Here is a 13,137-nt window from a genome sequence, read left to right on the forward strand (position 1 = left end):
GAAGCCGGTTGCTTCACAGTTCTATTTCGATGTCGCCCTCCGCGGTGTGGATGCAGGTACGCACCGCAGCCCCGGTGGGCTCGCTCACCTCGTCGGTCCGCAGGTCCCGGAGTTGCCCGGATTTCAGCGTTCCGACACACGTGTGGCAGATGCCGATACGGCAGCCGTACGGCAACTTCAGGCCGGCGTTCTCGCCTGCGACCAGGATGGGTGTTCCCCCGTCGCACTCCACCTCTTTCTCGCTGTCGAGGAAGTGGATGGTGCCGCCCTCGCCGCTCCCGGCATTCCCACCGATGATCGGCTGGAAACGTTCGAGGTGGAATCTTTCGGGATCACCGTGTTCGTCCCAGTGTTCTTCGAGGGCGTCGAGCAGGTCGCGCGGACCCGAGCAGAAGGCGTCGCGTTCGCGCCAGTCGGGGCACAGATCGTCCAGGTCGGCGGGGGTGATGCGGCCGCGGTCGCCGCTGAGCCACAGCTCGAGACGCAGTCCGGGATGCCGATCGTCGAGGTCGCGCAGGGTCGAGCCGAAGATCACCTCGTCCTCGGTGTGGGCGGAATGCACGACGACGACGTCGTCGATGCGGTCGCGGTGGTCGAGGCTGCGCAGCATGCTCATGATCGGCGTGATCCCGCTGCCCGCGCTGATGAACAGCATTTTCGCGGGCAGCGGGTCGGGCAGGGTGAACACGCCCTCGACCTCACCGAGGCGGACGATGTCGCCGGGCTCGAGTTTGCGGACCAGGTACGGCGAGACCACGCCGTTCTCGACGAGTTTGGGTGTGACGCTGATGAGCCCGTCGACCGGATCGGGATCGGAGGTGAGCGAGTACGCCCGCCAGTGGTAGACCCCGTCGATGATCACCCCGAGCCGCACGTACTGGCCCGGCTCGTGTCCGCGCCACTCGTAGGCCGGACGGATGAGCACCGATGCGGCGTCGCCACCCTCGGGGACGACCCGCTCCACACGGCCGCGCAGTTCGCGGGTCGTCCAGAGCGGGTTGATCATCTCGAGATAGTCGTCGGGCCGCAGAGGTGTGAACAGGTGCCGCACCGTGCGCAGCAACCATCTCCGAACCGGGTGCACGTGTGGGCGAGCGCCGCGTTCCGCCATGGCGCAACACTACGCGGGCGCGCACACCTCACGTGCGCATTCGTCGCCGATGTGGGATCGGTGACAGCTCAGCGCAGGATCGTCAGCTGCACCACGGAATCGGCGTTCGCGACGAGACGGTGCACGATGCCGGCATCGACGTGGACGGCGGTACCCGGCACGAGCGACACGGTCTCGTCGGCGGTGCTGAACGAGATGTCCCCGGTGACGGCCTGCACGAGGATCGGAGCGCCGGCCTTGTGGTCGTCCATCGTCTGCCCGGCGAGGAAGGACAGACGTACCACGGTGGCACCGGTGACCGCCGCGAGCTTCTCGATGCGCGGCCCGCTCCCCTCACCCGCGTTGAGCTCCGCGAGCCCCTCGATACGGGTGAGCTTGCCCTCGACCTGCTGTGTACTCATCACGCTTCCTTCTTCGTGGCGACGATTTCGATCGCGACCAGATGCTTCTTGTACTTCGTGAACGTCGACCGCATCCGGAGCACCCGCCTGCGGGCGTCGGAGTCGCGAAGGACGTTGCGGACGAACTTCAACGTGCCGGGCAGGCCCTCGTCGGCGAGGATGCGCTTGGGTTCGAGCAGCGCCATGGGGGCGAAACCGATCTTCTCGACCTCGAATCCGTTCTTCTCGAACAGGCTCCGCCATTCCGCCACCGTGAGTGGGCGGGCGTTGACCTTGATCGAGCGCGCGAGCGACTTGCGGATCTCGGTCTCGACCTCGTCGTCGACCTCGTCGGGTTCGATCGCAAGTTCGTGGATGGCGTACCGGCCGCCTGCCCGGAGCACCCGGCGGGCCTCCTGCACGATCTCCACCTTGTGTCTGTCGGTCTGCATGGTGAGCATCGCCTCGCCGACCACGACGTCGGCGACCTCGTCGTCGAGTCCGGTCTTCGACGCCTCGCCGCTGACCACCCTGCCGCCACCGGCGATGGCCTTGCGCGTCAGTTCGGCTGCCGTCTCGTCGGATTCGACGCCGATGTAGCTGCCGGGCGAGTACGCGAGGATCTCCTGCGCCGTCCGGCCGAGGCCGGGCGCGAACTCGACGACGTCCGCGCCGTGCAATCGCGCGTCGGCGAGCACGCGTGCCGTCAGTTCCTTGCCGCCGGGCCGCAGCACACGCTTGCCCAAGCGGGCGAGCAGCCAGTGTCCCGGCAGGTGGGCGGTGTCCCTATCCGAAAGGGGCAGAGCGTCTTCCGACGCATGCTTGTCCGCCATGTTCTGCACTCCTTCTCGCGAGGGCAAGGGTGGCCACGGTTCCGAGGCTCTTCCGTGACGGCCGTAACGTGGACGGTGAGTCGGTCGTCGCCTCCATGGCGCCGACTATAGAGGATTTTCCTCCTTTTAATAAGGTGACCCTCACCTGAGAGTCACCGCGGGCGCGACGGGAGAGCGGACTTGGCACGGCGGGTGAAGCAACGCGAGCGGATTCTCGGACTGTTGCGGGAGTCCTCGGGCCCGGTCGACGCCCATCACCTCGCCGCCACGCTCGACCTGCACGTCACGACCGTCCGCTTCCATCTCGCAGGCCTCGAGGAAGAAGGTCTCGTCCGCACCCGGCAACTTCCGGCCGAGCGGGTCGGGCGCCCTCGCCTCGGCTACGTCGCGGTGAAGGAACCGTCCTACACCGATCTCGTCGCGCTGCTCGCCGCGCGGATCGGGGGCACCCCGAGCGAGCGCGAGGACAAGGCGTTCGAGGTGGGCTCGGACTGGGCGGGCATGCTCGCCTTGGCACCCGCACCGACCGTCGACGCCGGCACGCTCGTCATCGGCGCTCTGCAGCAGTTGGGTTTCGAGACGCAGAGCGCGACGAACGCCTTCGGCACCCACAGCCTCACGCTGTGCACGTGCCCGCTCGCGGAGATCGCCCGCACGAATCCCGAAGTGGTGCGCGGCATCCAGCGCGGATTGATCCAGCGCGTCCTCGACGACCACGCCGACCTGCTGCGCAGCCGCTACGCCGTCGACGTCCGGCCCGACCCGCAGGACGGTAACTGTCTCGTTCAGCTGGTGCTGCGCCCGGAGAAGGGCGGAACGACGTCAGCCCGCGACGACGGTCGGGTCGTCACGGGCTGAGCCGGTACATCCGAGCGGGGATCCGCCCACACGGAAGAAGGGTGAACGCGGGGCCTCGGGTCGGCCCCGCATCCTCAGAAGTTGATCATGTGTCCTGCGAGACCGTGAATGGCCTCCTGCAGCGCCTCGCTGAGAGTGGGGTGCGTGTGGACGTTGCGCGCGAGCTCGTTGACCGTGAGGTCCCACTTCTGGGCCAGGGTCAGCTCGGGCAGCAGCTCCGAGACGTCGGGGCCGATGAGGTGGCCGCCGATGAGCTCACCGTGGGTCTTGTCGGCGATGAGCTTGACGAAGCCGTTGGGATCGCCCAGACCGTGCGCCTTGCCGTTGGCGGTGAACGGGAAGGTCGCGACCTTCACGTCGTAGCCCTCGGCCTTCGCCTGCTCCTCGGTGAGACCGAAGGAGGCGACCTGCGGCTGGCAGAAGGTCGCGCGCGGCATCATGCGGTAGTCGCCGAGTTCGAGGGTCTCGGCACCGCCGATGGTCTCGGCCGCGACCACGGCCTGCGCCTCCGCGACGTGCGCGAGCTGCAGCTTCGCGGTGACATCGCCGATGGCGTAGATGCCCTTGACGTTGGTGCGCATGCGCTCGTCGATCGCGATGGCACCGCGGTCGGTGAGCTCGACGCCGGTGTTCTCGAGGCCGTAGCCCTCGACGCGCGGCGCGAAGCCGACCGACTGCAGCACCTTGTCGACCGTGACGGTCTCGACGTTGCCGGACTTGTTGTCCTTGATCTCGACGGTCACCTTCGAGCCGTCGTCCGAGATCTTCTGCACGGCGGCACCGGTCTTGATGGTGATGCCGAGCTTCTTGTACGCCTTGGCGATCTCCTTGGAGACGTCGGCGTCCTCGTTGGGCAGTGCGCGGTCGAGGAACTCGACGATGGTGACGTCGACCCCGTAGTTCTTCAGGACGTAGCCGAACTCCATGCCGATGGCACCGGCACCGACGATGACGATGGATTCGGGAAGATCGCGGGTGAGGATCTGCTCCTCGTAGGTGACGACGTTGTCACTGAGCTCGGTGCCCGGCAGCAGCTTGGTGACGGAACCGGTGGCGATGATGACGTTGTCGAAGGTCACCTGTTCGGTGCCGCCCTTGGTGAGGGCCACCTCGATGGTCTTGGCGTCGACAAACGAGCCCTTACCGTCGTATTCGGTGATCTTGTTCTTCTTCATGAGGAAGTGCACGCCCTTGGTGCGCCCGTCCGCGACCTTGCGGCTGCGGTCGTAGGCGGCACCGAAGTCGAAGGACACGTCTCCCGAGATGCCGAAGGTCTTGGCCTCTTTGTTGAAGAGATGTGCCAGCTCGGCGTTGCGGAGAAGCGCCTTCGAGGGGATGCAGCCGACGTTCAGGCAGACACCACCCCAGTACTTCTGCTCGATGATGGCGGTGCTCAGTCCCAGCTGTGCCGCGCGGATAGCAGCGACGTACCCACCGGGACCGGCTCCGAGGACAACGACGTCATAGTGTGAGGTCACGGATATACAGGGTAGTCCCGCCCGATTCCGGTGTCTGCCGATGGTCCGGTTACCGGCCGGTAGCTACCGGATCCGGTGATCGGCCGTGTATCGGCGCACGGCGTTCGGCTAACCCAGGATCCCCCGGTCGTAGGCGGCTGCGACCGCCGCTGCCCTGTCCTTCACCTCGAGCTTCGCGAAGACGTGGGCCAGGTGGGTCTTCACGGTCGCCTCGCTGACGAACAGTTCCTGGGCGATGGCCCGGTTCGAGGTGCCCTTCGCGACGAGCGCCAGCACCTCACGCTCCCGGGCGCTGAGCGTCTGCGGGACGGTGGGTGTCCGCATGCGGTTCATCAACCGCGACGCGACCACCGGCGACAACACCGCCCGCCCCTCCGCCGCGGCCCGCACCCCGGCGAACAGGTCGTCGCGCAGAGCGTCCTTGAGCAGGTAGCCGGTCGCGCCGGCCTCGATCGCGGGAACGGTGTCGGCATCCGTGTCGTAGGTCGTCAGCACCAGGACGTGACTGCGCGCACCTCGTGTGACGAGCTCGGTGATCGCCTGCACTCCCCCGCCTCCCGGCATCCGCAGGTCCATGAGCACCACATCGGGATCGAGTTCGAGCGTGAGCGCCACGGCCTCCGGACCGGAGGCGGCCTCCCCGACCACGTCGAATTCCGGGGAGGCCGAGAACATCCCGCGCAGGCCGTCCCGCACGACGGGGTGATCGTCGACGATCAGCACGGTGATCTCGCCCCCTCCCCTCACGACACCCTCCCCACCCTGATCAGCGGCACCCGCACCGAGACTGCGGTCCCCACTCCCGGTTCGGACTCGACGTCCACGACACCGGCGATCCGGTCGGCACGGGATTGCATGCCCCGCAACCCGAATCCGTCGCCCGCGTTCACGGTCGGGTCGAACCCGCACCCGTCGTCCCGGATGTCCACACTCACCTCGTCGTCCATGTACGACACCGTGACACCCGCGCGGCACGCCGAGGAATGCTTCGCGACGTTCGCGAGCGCCTCCTGGGTGATCCGGAACAACGTCACCCCGATGTCGTCGTGCAGCGGTTCCGAGGAACCCGTGACCGTGAGATCGGCTCGGATTCCGTGTTCGGTGGACCATTTCGCCACCTCGTGGGCGAGCGCGTCGTCGAGCGTGCGGTGTTCGAGTACCTCGGGAGCGAGATTGCGCACCGAACGACGGGCGTCGCCGAGGCTGCGTCGGGCGAGGTCCGTCGCCCTCTCGACGTGGCGCCGCGCCGCCTCCGGGTCGGTGGTGTCCTGCGCGGCCTGCAGCTGCGTGACGATCCCGGCCAGGCCTTGGGCGAGGGTGTCGTGGATCTCCGCGGCGAGTCGGCGACGCTCGTCGTCGATCCCCGCTTCCCGGGCGTGGACCAGCAGCTGCGCGTGCAGAGCCTCGTTCTCGGACAGCGCGTTCTCGAGTTGCACGTTGGTGCGTTCGAGTTCGGCGATCGCAGCCAGCCGTTCGAGACTGCGTTGCTCGTCGCGTTCGGCGAGCCTCATCATCAGCATGGAGATCGACGCGTTGAGCACGACGAGGAGCCCGAACGCGATCCACATGGTCGTGTCCTCCGGTGGCAGACCGCCCGCCTGCGAACCCGCCACCGTCACGGCGGTGACGAGCAGCCCGAACCGGATCCAGCGGTCCGGCAGCATCGCGTGGGCATCGAAGTAACCGGAGGCCGCGTAGATCGCAAAGAACGGGTTGAGCCAGCTCAGGACGAACGCCAAGGCGGACCGGAGGAGGTAGTAGACCGCGTCGCCCTCCGGCATCGACCGACGGCGACGGCCCCGCCACAGTTCCAGACCCACCGCCACCGCGGTGAGCACCGCTGCCGTGTACCGCTCGGCGGAACTCATCAACAACGTCGCGGTGCCGACGGACAGGACGGTGCCGGTGGCGAGCATCCCCACCGGCGCCCATCTGTAGGTCCGTTGCCACGGATCGTCGGTGGTCGTCGAATCCGTCATGGCTTCCAGGATGACGGTCGACGCGGTCACTGCCAACGGAACCACCGGATCGCCACGCCGGTCAGGACGACGGTCCAGCACACCACGACCGCGATCCCACCGAGATTCGGCCAGTCGCCCGCGGCGGTCTCGTCGAGCAGTTGCGCTGCGGCACCGAAGGGTGTCAGCTCCACGATCCTCCGCAGCAGCTCGGGCATCGCCTGCACCGGAAGCCACACGCCCGCACTGAACATCAGCGGGAAGAACACGATCGTGCCCAGCGTCTGGGCGATCCGCACCGACGGTGCCACCGCAGCCAGTGTCGCTCCCGCGCTCAGTGCCGCAGCGAGAGTGACGAGTACCGCGAATGCGTATCCCCAGGGCTGGGCGGGGAAGGCGACTCCGAAGGCCGCCCGACCGACGATCAGCGCGAGGACCACCGACGCCAGGACCGCGATCGCGTGCACCACGATCTGTGCGGTCAGCAGGTGCGACGGATTCGCCGGGGTCACGGCGAGCCTGCGGAGGATGCCCCGTTCGCGATACGACGACAGCACCGCGGGCATCGTCTGGACACCGGCCACGATCATCGCCACAAGGATCGCCACGGGGACGTACAGATCGATCACCCGCAGACCACCGAACTCCGGATCCGGTTCCCGGAAACCGGGAATCATGCCGAGGATCACGAGCAACAGCGTGGGGAAGACGAGGATCCAGAAGAGCGCCCCGGGTTCCCGTGTGAACAATCGTGCCTCGGTACGCAGAACGGCGGTCGAGGCGGACAGCGCCGGGGCGCTCGTCGTCGATGTCTCGACGAGCCGGGTGCGGACGGTCGGGTCGGTCATGACGTGCTCCTGCTGTCGGTGAGATCGAGGTAGGCATCGTCGAGGGTCGCTTCGGCGATGCGGAGGCGTTCGGCCGTGACGCCGAGGCGTCCCAACAGGGCGAGTACCGCGTGGATCGACTCCTCGCTGCCTTCGACGGCCACCCGCTCCCGGGTGGTGTGCACGGAGACGACGCCGGGCAGGGCCTCGAGGAGCGCCTGGTCGAGCGGACCGGACGGGTGGAACGAGACGACGATCGCTGCGGACGATTGCCCGATCAGCTGGGCCGGGGTCCCCAGTGCACGGATGCGCCCGGAATCGAAGACCGCGACACGGTCGCAGAGGCGCTGCGCCTCTTCCATGAAATGGGTGACGAGCAGGACGGTGACGCCGGAATCGCGCACTTCCTCGATCAGTTCCCAGGTGTCACGGCGTCCACGCGGGTCGAGTCCGGTGGTGAGCTCGTCGAGGACGACGACGCGCGGTGAACCGATGAGTGCCAGTGCGATGAACAACCGCTGTTTCTGGCCCCCGGACAGTTTCGTGAACCGGGTGTCGAGCATGCGGCCCAGGCCGAGGCGTTCGGCAAGCGCATCACCGTCCGCGGGCCGGGCGTAGAAGGCCGCGTACAGCCGGAGCGCCTCGCGCACGGTCAGTTTCGGTTGCAGCTCGCTCTGCTGCAGCTGCGTGCCGAGCAGTTCGGTGACGGCCCGGTGGTCGCGGACCGGGTCGAGGCCGGCGACGCGGACGGTGCCCTCGTCGGGTTTTCGAAGACCCGAGATGTGTTCGACGGAGGTCGTCTTCCCGGCCCCGTTCGGGCCGAGGATCCCGAATATCTCACCTTCGTGGACTTCGAAGCTCACGCCGTCCACGACGGCGCGACCTCCGTAGGACTTGTGCAGATTGTTCACTTCGACGATCGGCATGCATCGAGCGTCGCGCGGAGTACCGGTCGCGCACATCCTCCGACCGTCGCTATCGGATGTCCCCCGATCGGATGATGGCGAGGGTCGTCCGGGTCGGGCATGATGTCGCCGTGCGTGTTTCCCGTCGAGGCCTACCCGCGCGGCGCGAGGCCGCTCGGGTGTTCGACACGGGAGAACACACATGGAATACAACGCGATGATCGAACTCGACGCCGACCTCGATCGCCTGACCGACGACGAGACGGTCGACCTCATCGAACCGATCGTCCCGCACCACGGGGCGGTGGGGCGCAGCGACAACGGTCGCGCCCAGCTCACGATCACCGTCGACGCCGTCGACGCGATCCACGTCCTGCGGTTCGTGCGCGACCTGATGCAGAACTCGTACCCGTCCTACCGCGTGAACGCAGTGGATGTATTGCCCACCAGCGCGTTCGACGCGATCTACGGATTCGGCGACTGCTTCGCCTGATACGGGAGCCCGGTGAGGGTCCGCACTGCGCGGACCCTCACTTGCGGCGCCCGAACCTGCGCATACCGAGCAGGTAACGCGGGATCGACCGGAACGGGACCCGCACCGGCCAGTCGTCGGGACGGAAGTACGCCTCGGTCCCGCCGTCGACCACCACGACGCTGCCCGTCATGAAGTCCGCTGCCGGCGACAGCATGAATTCGACCCACTGCGCGATCTCCTCGGGCTTCCCGAAGCCCCCGAGCGGAACGGGGAAGCTCTCCACCGCCTTCTTGAGCGGGCTCTCGAGTTGCGCGTCGAGCAGCGGGGTGGAGATCGCTCCGGGCGCGAGGATGTTGAGGCGGATGCCGGCACCCGCCCACTGGGGGGTGACCGCGGCGCGTCGCGCCCATCGGGTCACGGCGATCTTCGACGCCGCGTAGGTGAACGGCGGACCCGCCTGCGGGATGCGCGTGGTGCGCGCGACGCCCTTGTCCAGGTCGCCGGCGAGGAAGGCCTTCACCGCCGAGTTCGGCACGCCGGGAGTCGTGGTCGTCGAATTGGACCCGAACACCACCACCTTGCTGTTCGCGGAGGCGGCCAGAGCCGCTCGCCAGCCGACGAGCAGGTCGATCACGCCGCGCACGTTGACCTGGGCGATGATCTTCTCCTTGCCGGGGGTGGGGCCCAGGCCCGCGGCGAGCACGGCACCGTCGAGACGGCTGCCTGCCAGCTCGAGCGTGGCCCGGACGGCGTGGGAACGGCCCTCCGGGGTGGACAGGTCCGCCGTGACCTCGGTGTCCTTCAGGTCGATGCCGATCACCGTGTGCCCGGCGGCCCGCAACCGCTCCGCGCTCGCCCGACCCATTCCCGACGCGGCACCCGTCACCGCATATACCGCCATGTGCCCCTCCATCGTTGGATTCGGGGCACGTTACAGCGAGGCGACCGCCTCGTGCAGCAGGGCGACGTACCGAGCGAGACCTGCCGCGTCGAGGACGTCCGGGGAGGTCGTCACCGACAGGGTCACGGTGTCGCCGATCCCGTGCACGCCGTGGGTGAGTGCCTGCACGGGTGACAGGCCGGGGAAGCCGGAGGTGAACCGCACCCGTCCACCGCCGAGTTCGAGGTCTGCCGGCCCGCGGTCGACGCTCGACACGACGGTGTTGCCCGTGACGGTGGGTGGGACGGCGGACAGATCGAGGCGGTCGGTACCGAATCGCAGCAGCGGCGCCGGGACGTGGTCGTCGGTGCGGGCCCGGATCGCCATGGCGGGGTGCCGCGCGCGGATCCGCTGCAACGCCAGGTCCGCGGCGATCGCCGCGGCACGCTCGTGCGGGTCGCGGATCGCGCAGTGCAGGTCGACGCCGACATTGCGGTAGCTGTTGCGGGCCGTGCCCGGCGCCACCGCGACCGGCACCTCTGCGGACAGTTCGTCGACGCCGAGGAATTCCGACAGGGCAGCGCCGATCGCGGTGAGCGCGCCGACGGTGACCGTACCGACGCGGCGCAGGTCCGCTGCGTCGAACACGAGTGTGCGCACCGTCCGGCGCGGTCCGGGCGCAGTGTTCACGGCGACCAGCGGCCTCCCCGGTGTCGGTTGCGGGACCGACGGATCGGCCAGCCGACGCTGCGCCTCCACGGCCCGTCGTCCGTCGGCGATCACCCGCGGGATCGAGAACGGCAGCCGCAGGACGGCTCGAGCGAGCATCCCGACGGGCGAAGGGGCACGCGGCGGTGTCGTGGGAGTCGCGGTGCCCGACAGCAGGTCGCGGGCGAGCGCCGAGGTGCGCACCCCGTCGGCGAAGGCGTGCGACATCTGCAGGACGACGACGAGCGCGGGACCGTCCCCGCGTGGAGCACCCGTGACCTGCGGGAAGACGTGCAGTCGCCACGGCGAGACGGTGACGTCGACGCGGGTCGCGACGAGCTCGGACAGCGTGTCGAGCATCTGTTCGTAGCTGCCGGATCCGTGGACGACGAACCGGTCTTCTGCAGGGGTGTGCGCTGCCCAGTAGGGATAGTCGAGGCCCGCGGGTACCTCGACCATCCGTACCTGCAGCTCCCCCATCACCGTGGCCCGCGACCGCAGTTCGTCGAGCACGTCGGCGACCGGAGTCGCGGGGGCGTCGAAACAGTAGAGGGCGAACAGGTCGCCCGGGATGCGGTCGCCGAGCCATTCCCGGCGCGCGTCCGACGGATGGATCTGCACGAGGTCACAGTCTGCCTGCCGCCCGAGGTACGTGCGGGGCGGGTATGAATGGATCATGAGCGACGACACGACCGATCCGTACCTGTGGCTCGAGGACGTCACCGGCGAGGAACAACTCGACTGGGTGCGTGCCCGGAACGACCGAACGGTCGAGGAGTACACCCGCACCGAGAACTTCACCGACCTCGAATCCCGCATCCGCGAGATCCTCGACACCGACGCCCGCATCCCCTATGCGCGTCGGCGGGGTGAGTACCTCTACAACTACTGGCGGGACGCCGAGCACGTGCGCGGTCTGTGGCGTCGCACGACGATGGAGCAGTACCTGCGCGACGAACCCGAATGGGACGTCCTCGTCGACCTCGACGCCGTCGCCGAGGAGGAGGGCGAGAACTGGGTGTGGTCGGGTGCCCAGGTGCTGCGGCCCGATCAGACCCGCGCGCTCATCAGCCTGTCGCGCGGTGGTGCCGACGCGAGCGTGATCCGCGAGTTCGACCTCGTCGAGCGTCGATTCGTCTCGGGCCCGGACAGTTTCGAACTGCCCGAGGCGAAAACGGACATCGGGTGGATCGACGCCGACACCGTCTATGTGGGAAGCGATTTCGGCGACGGATCGCTCACGGACTCGGGTTATCCGCGACTCGCGAAGAAGTGGCGGCGCGGCACTCCGATCGAGGAGGCCGAGACGGTCTTCGAAGGTGAGCGCACCGATGTCGCCGTCTCCGCCTGGTACGACAACACTCCCGGCTACGAACGCAGCTTCGTCGACCGCGCGATCGACTTCTACCGGGCGCAGCGTTTCGAACTCACCGCGGACGGCGAACTCGTCGAGCTCGACGTTCCCGACGACGCACGGGTGAGCGTGTACCGCGATCACCTGCTCGTGCGCACCCGCTCCGAATGGCTCGGCCATCCCGCCGGCACCCTGCTCGCCGCGAACTATCCGGCCTTCCTCGCCGGGTCGCGCGAGGTGACGGTGCTGTTCGCCCCGGACGAGCACACCTCGCTCGAGCAGTACGCGTGGACGCAGAATCACCTGCTCGTCGTCACACTGCGCGATGTGCAGACCCGCGTGCGGGTGCTCACGCCGGGTGAGGACGGCTGGTCGGACGAGGAGCTGCCCGGCATCCCCGATGCCACGTCGACTTCGATCATCGACGTCGATCCGCTCAACAGCGACGACTTCTTCCTCAACTCCAGCGGTTTCACGATCCCCGCGACCCTGCTGTCGGGGACGGTCGGCGGCCCGGTGGAGGCGATCAAGCAGGCCCCGTCGTTCTTCGACGCCGAGGGCATCACCGTCGAGCAGTTCTTCGCGACGTCCGACGACGGCACGCAGGTGCCCTATTTCGTGGTCGGCAGCAACACCGGAACCCCGTCGCCCACACTGCTGTACGGATACGGCGGATTCGAGAACTCGATGGTGCCCGCCTACAGCGGCGGCGTCGGGCGGGCATGGCTCGGGAAGGGCTACACCTACGTCATCGCGAACATCCGTGGTGGCGGCGAGTACGGACCCACCTGGCACACGCAGGCCCTGAAGGAGAACCGGCACAAGGTCTTCGAGGACTTCGCCGCGGTCGCGAAGGATCTCGTCGCCCGTGGGATCACCACGGCCGAGCAGCTCGGCACCCAGGGCGGCAGCAACGGCGGTCTGCTCATGGGCGTGATGCTCACCCGCTATCCCGAACTGTTCGGGGCGATCGTGTGCCAGGTGCCGCTGCTCGACATGAAGCGCTACCACCTGCTGCTCGCCGGTGCGTCGTGGATGGCCGAGTACGGCGACCCCGACAACCCCGCGGAGTGGGAGTTCCTGTCGAAGTACTCGCCGTACCAGAACACCGACCCGGACGCCGACTATCCGCCGATCCTCGTCACCACGTCGACGCGCGACGACCGGGTGCATCCCGGCCATGCGCGGAAGATGGTGGCGCGGCTCGAGGAGCAGGGTCACGAGGTCCGGTACTACGAGAACATCGAGGGCGGCCACGGCGGCGCGGCGGACAACGCCCAGGCAGCGTTCAAGTCGGCGCTGACGTTCACCTTCCTGGCCGACAAGCTCGCGAACCGGTGAACTTCGGGGAGGTCGTGTGCGTTTTCGTC

Annotated in this window: 13 protein-coding genes; 3 read left to right on the forward strand and 10 right to left on the reverse strand. The window is 68.1% G+C overall.

Features of this window, described 5'->3' with window-relative positions:
- Nucleotides 1-13 precede the first annotated feature (13 nt).
- The 3 genes from C6Y44_RS19405 to C6Y44_RS19415 all read right to left on the reverse strand — a co-directional run bounded on the left by C6Y44_RS19405 (nucleotide 14) and on the right by C6Y44_RS19415 (nucleotide 2,324).
- The gene (locus tag C6Y44_RS19405) at nucleotides 14-1,111 is read right to left on the reverse strand and encodes a ferredoxin reductase (RefSeq protein WP_159417703.1); all 1,098 of its coding nucleotides are present in this window, start codon (nucleotides 1,109-1,111) and stop codon (nucleotides 14-16) included.
- Between the two features lie 68 nt (nucleotides 1,112-1,179).
- Entirely contained in the window at nucleotides 1,180-1,512 is a 333-nt protein-coding gene (locus tag C6Y44_RS19410; RefSeq protein WP_159417702.1) for a cupin domain-containing protein, read from the reverse strand.
- The gene (locus tag C6Y44_RS19415; RefSeq protein ID WP_174246998.1) at nucleotides 1,512-2,324 is read right to left on the reverse strand and encodes a class I SAM-dependent methyltransferase; all 813 of its coding nucleotides are present in this window, start codon (nucleotides 2,322-2,324) and stop codon (nucleotides 1,512-1,514) included. The genes C6Y44_RS19410 and C6Y44_RS19415 overlap by 1 nt, the downstream gene beginning before the upstream one ends.
- Nucleotides 2,325-2,504: 180 nt before the next feature.
- On the opposite strand from C6Y44_RS19415, the gene C6Y44_RS19420 reads away from it, so the two are divergent.
- Nucleotides 2,505-3,182 carry a helix-turn-helix transcriptional regulator gene (locus C6Y44_RS19420; RefSeq protein WP_225623606.1) on the forward strand — a complete coding sequence of 226 codons (678 nt, stop codon included), beginning with the start codon at nucleotides 2,505-2,507 and terminating at the stop codon, nucleotides 3,180-3,182.
- A gap of 74 nt (nucleotides 3,183-3,256) precedes the next feature.
- Here C6Y44_RS19420 and lpdA read toward each other — a convergent pair whose 3' ends face one another.
- The 5 genes from lpdA to C6Y44_RS19445 all read right to left on the reverse strand — a co-directional run bounded on the left by lpdA (nucleotide 3,257) and on the right by C6Y44_RS19445 (nucleotide 8,371).
- The gene (gene lpdA, locus C6Y44_RS19425; RefSeq protein WP_059384716.1) at nucleotides 3,257-4,660 is read right to left on the reverse strand and encodes a dihydrolipoyl dehydrogenase; all 1,404 of its coding nucleotides are present in this window, start codon (nucleotides 4,658-4,660) and stop codon (nucleotides 3,257-3,259) included.
- 108 nt (nucleotides 4,661-4,768) lie between these two features.
- A complete protein-coding gene (locus C6Y44_RS19430; protein WP_192378512.1) occupies nucleotides 4,769-5,407 on the reverse strand; it encodes a response regulator in 639 nt (212 codons plus the stop codon).
- Nucleotides 5,404-6,639, reverse strand: a complete 1,236-nt coding sequence (locus tag C6Y44_RS19435; protein ID WP_225623607.1) for a sensor histidine kinase — start codon at nucleotides 6,637-6,639, stop codon at nucleotides 5,404-5,406. Before C6Y44_RS19435 ends, C6Y44_RS19430 begins: the two co-directional genes overlap by 4 nt.
- 26 nt (nucleotides 6,640-6,665) lie before the next feature.
- Nucleotides 6,666-7,466 carry an ABC transporter permease gene (locus tag C6Y44_RS19440; RefSeq protein WP_159417699.1) on the reverse strand — a complete coding sequence of 267 codons (801 nt, stop codon included), beginning with the start codon at nucleotides 7,464-7,466 and terminating at the stop codon, nucleotides 6,666-6,668.
- Nucleotides 7,463-8,371 carry an ABC transporter ATP-binding protein gene (locus tag C6Y44_RS19445; RefSeq protein ID WP_174246997.1) on the reverse strand — a complete coding sequence of 303 codons (909 nt, stop codon included), beginning with the start codon at nucleotides 8,369-8,371 and terminating at the stop codon, nucleotides 7,463-7,465. The genes C6Y44_RS19440 and C6Y44_RS19445 overlap by 4 nt, the downstream gene beginning before the upstream one ends.
- 181 nt (nucleotides 8,372-8,552) lie before the next feature.
- On the opposite strand from C6Y44_RS19445, the gene C6Y44_RS19450 reads away from it, so the two are divergent.
- Nucleotides 8,553-8,843 carry a hypothetical protein gene (locus tag C6Y44_RS19450; protein ID WP_159417698.1) on the forward strand — a complete coding sequence of 97 codons (291 nt, stop codon included), beginning with the start codon at nucleotides 8,553-8,555 and terminating at the stop codon, nucleotides 8,841-8,843.
- Between the two features lie 37 nt (nucleotides 8,844-8,880).
- Here C6Y44_RS19450 and C6Y44_RS19455 read toward each other — a convergent pair whose 3' ends face one another.
- Nucleotides 8,881-9,726: an SDR family oxidoreductase gene (locus C6Y44_RS19455; protein WP_159417697.1), complete on the reverse strand. Its 846-nt coding sequence runs from the start codon at nucleotides 9,724-9,726 to the stop codon at nucleotides 8,881-8,883.
- A 30-nt stretch (nucleotides 9,727-9,756) separates the two neighbouring features.
- A complete protein-coding gene (locus C6Y44_RS19460) occupies nucleotides 9,757-11,091 on the reverse strand; it encodes a wax ester/triacylglycerol synthase domain-containing protein (RefSeq protein ID WP_159417696.1) in 1,335 nt (444 codons plus the stop codon).
- On the opposite strand from C6Y44_RS19460, the gene C6Y44_RS19465 reads away from it, so the two are divergent.
- Nucleotides 11,090-13,108: a prolyl oligopeptidase family serine peptidase gene (locus C6Y44_RS19465; RefSeq protein ID WP_159417695.1), complete on the forward strand. Its 2,019-nt coding sequence runs from the start codon at nucleotides 11,090-11,092 to the stop codon at nucleotides 13,106-13,108. The two genes, C6Y44_RS19460 and C6Y44_RS19465, sit on opposite strands and share 2 nt — an antisense overlap.
- Nucleotides 13,109-13,137 lie beyond the last annotated feature (29 nt).

Source organism: Rhodococcus rhodochrous (assembly GCF_014854695.1).
GTDB lineage: Bacteria > Actinomycetota > Actinomycetes > Mycobacteriales > Mycobacteriaceae > Rhodococcus.

Bases quoted from the DNA above. Each gene is read 5' to 3' on its own strand.
- C6Y44_RS19455 (WP_159417697.1), bottom strand. From the start codon at position 9,726: ATGGCGGTATATGCGGTGACGGGTGCCGCGTCGGGAATGGGTCGGGCG.
- C6Y44_RS19450 (WP_159417698.1), top strand. From the start codon at position 8,553: ATGGAATACAACGCGATGATCGAACTCGACGCCGACCTCGATCGCCTG.
- C6Y44_RS19460 (WP_159417696.1), bottom strand. From the start codon at position 11,091: ATGATCCATTCATACCCGCCCCGCACGTACCTCGGGCGGCAGGCAGAC.
- C6Y44_RS19415 (WP_174246998.1), bottom strand. From the start codon at position 2,324: ATGGCGGACAAGCATGCGTCGGAAGACGCTCTGCCCCTTTCGGATAGG.
- C6Y44_RS19410 (WP_159417702.1), bottom strand. From the start codon at position 1,512: ATGAGTACACAGCAGGTCGAGGGCAAGCTCACCCGTATCGAGGGGCTC.
- C6Y44_RS19405 (WP_159417703.1), bottom strand. From the start codon at position 1,111: ATGGCGGAACGCGGCGCTCGCCCACACGTGCACCCGGTTCGGAGATGG.
- C6Y44_RS19465 (WP_159417695.1), top strand. From the start codon at position 11,090: ATGAGCGACGACACGACCGATCCGTACCTGTGGCTCGAGGACGTCACC.
- C6Y44_RS19445 (WP_174246997.1), bottom strand. From the start codon at position 8,371: ATGCCGATCGTCGAAGTGAACAATCTGCACAAGTCCTACGGAGGTCGC.
- C6Y44_RS19435 (WP_225623607.1), bottom strand. From the start codon at position 6,639: ATGACGGATTCGACGACCACCGACGATCCGTGGCAACGGACCTACAGA.
- C6Y44_RS19440 (WP_159417699.1), bottom strand. From the start codon at position 7,466: ATGACCGACCCGACCGTCCGCACCCGGCTCGTCGAGACATCGACGACG.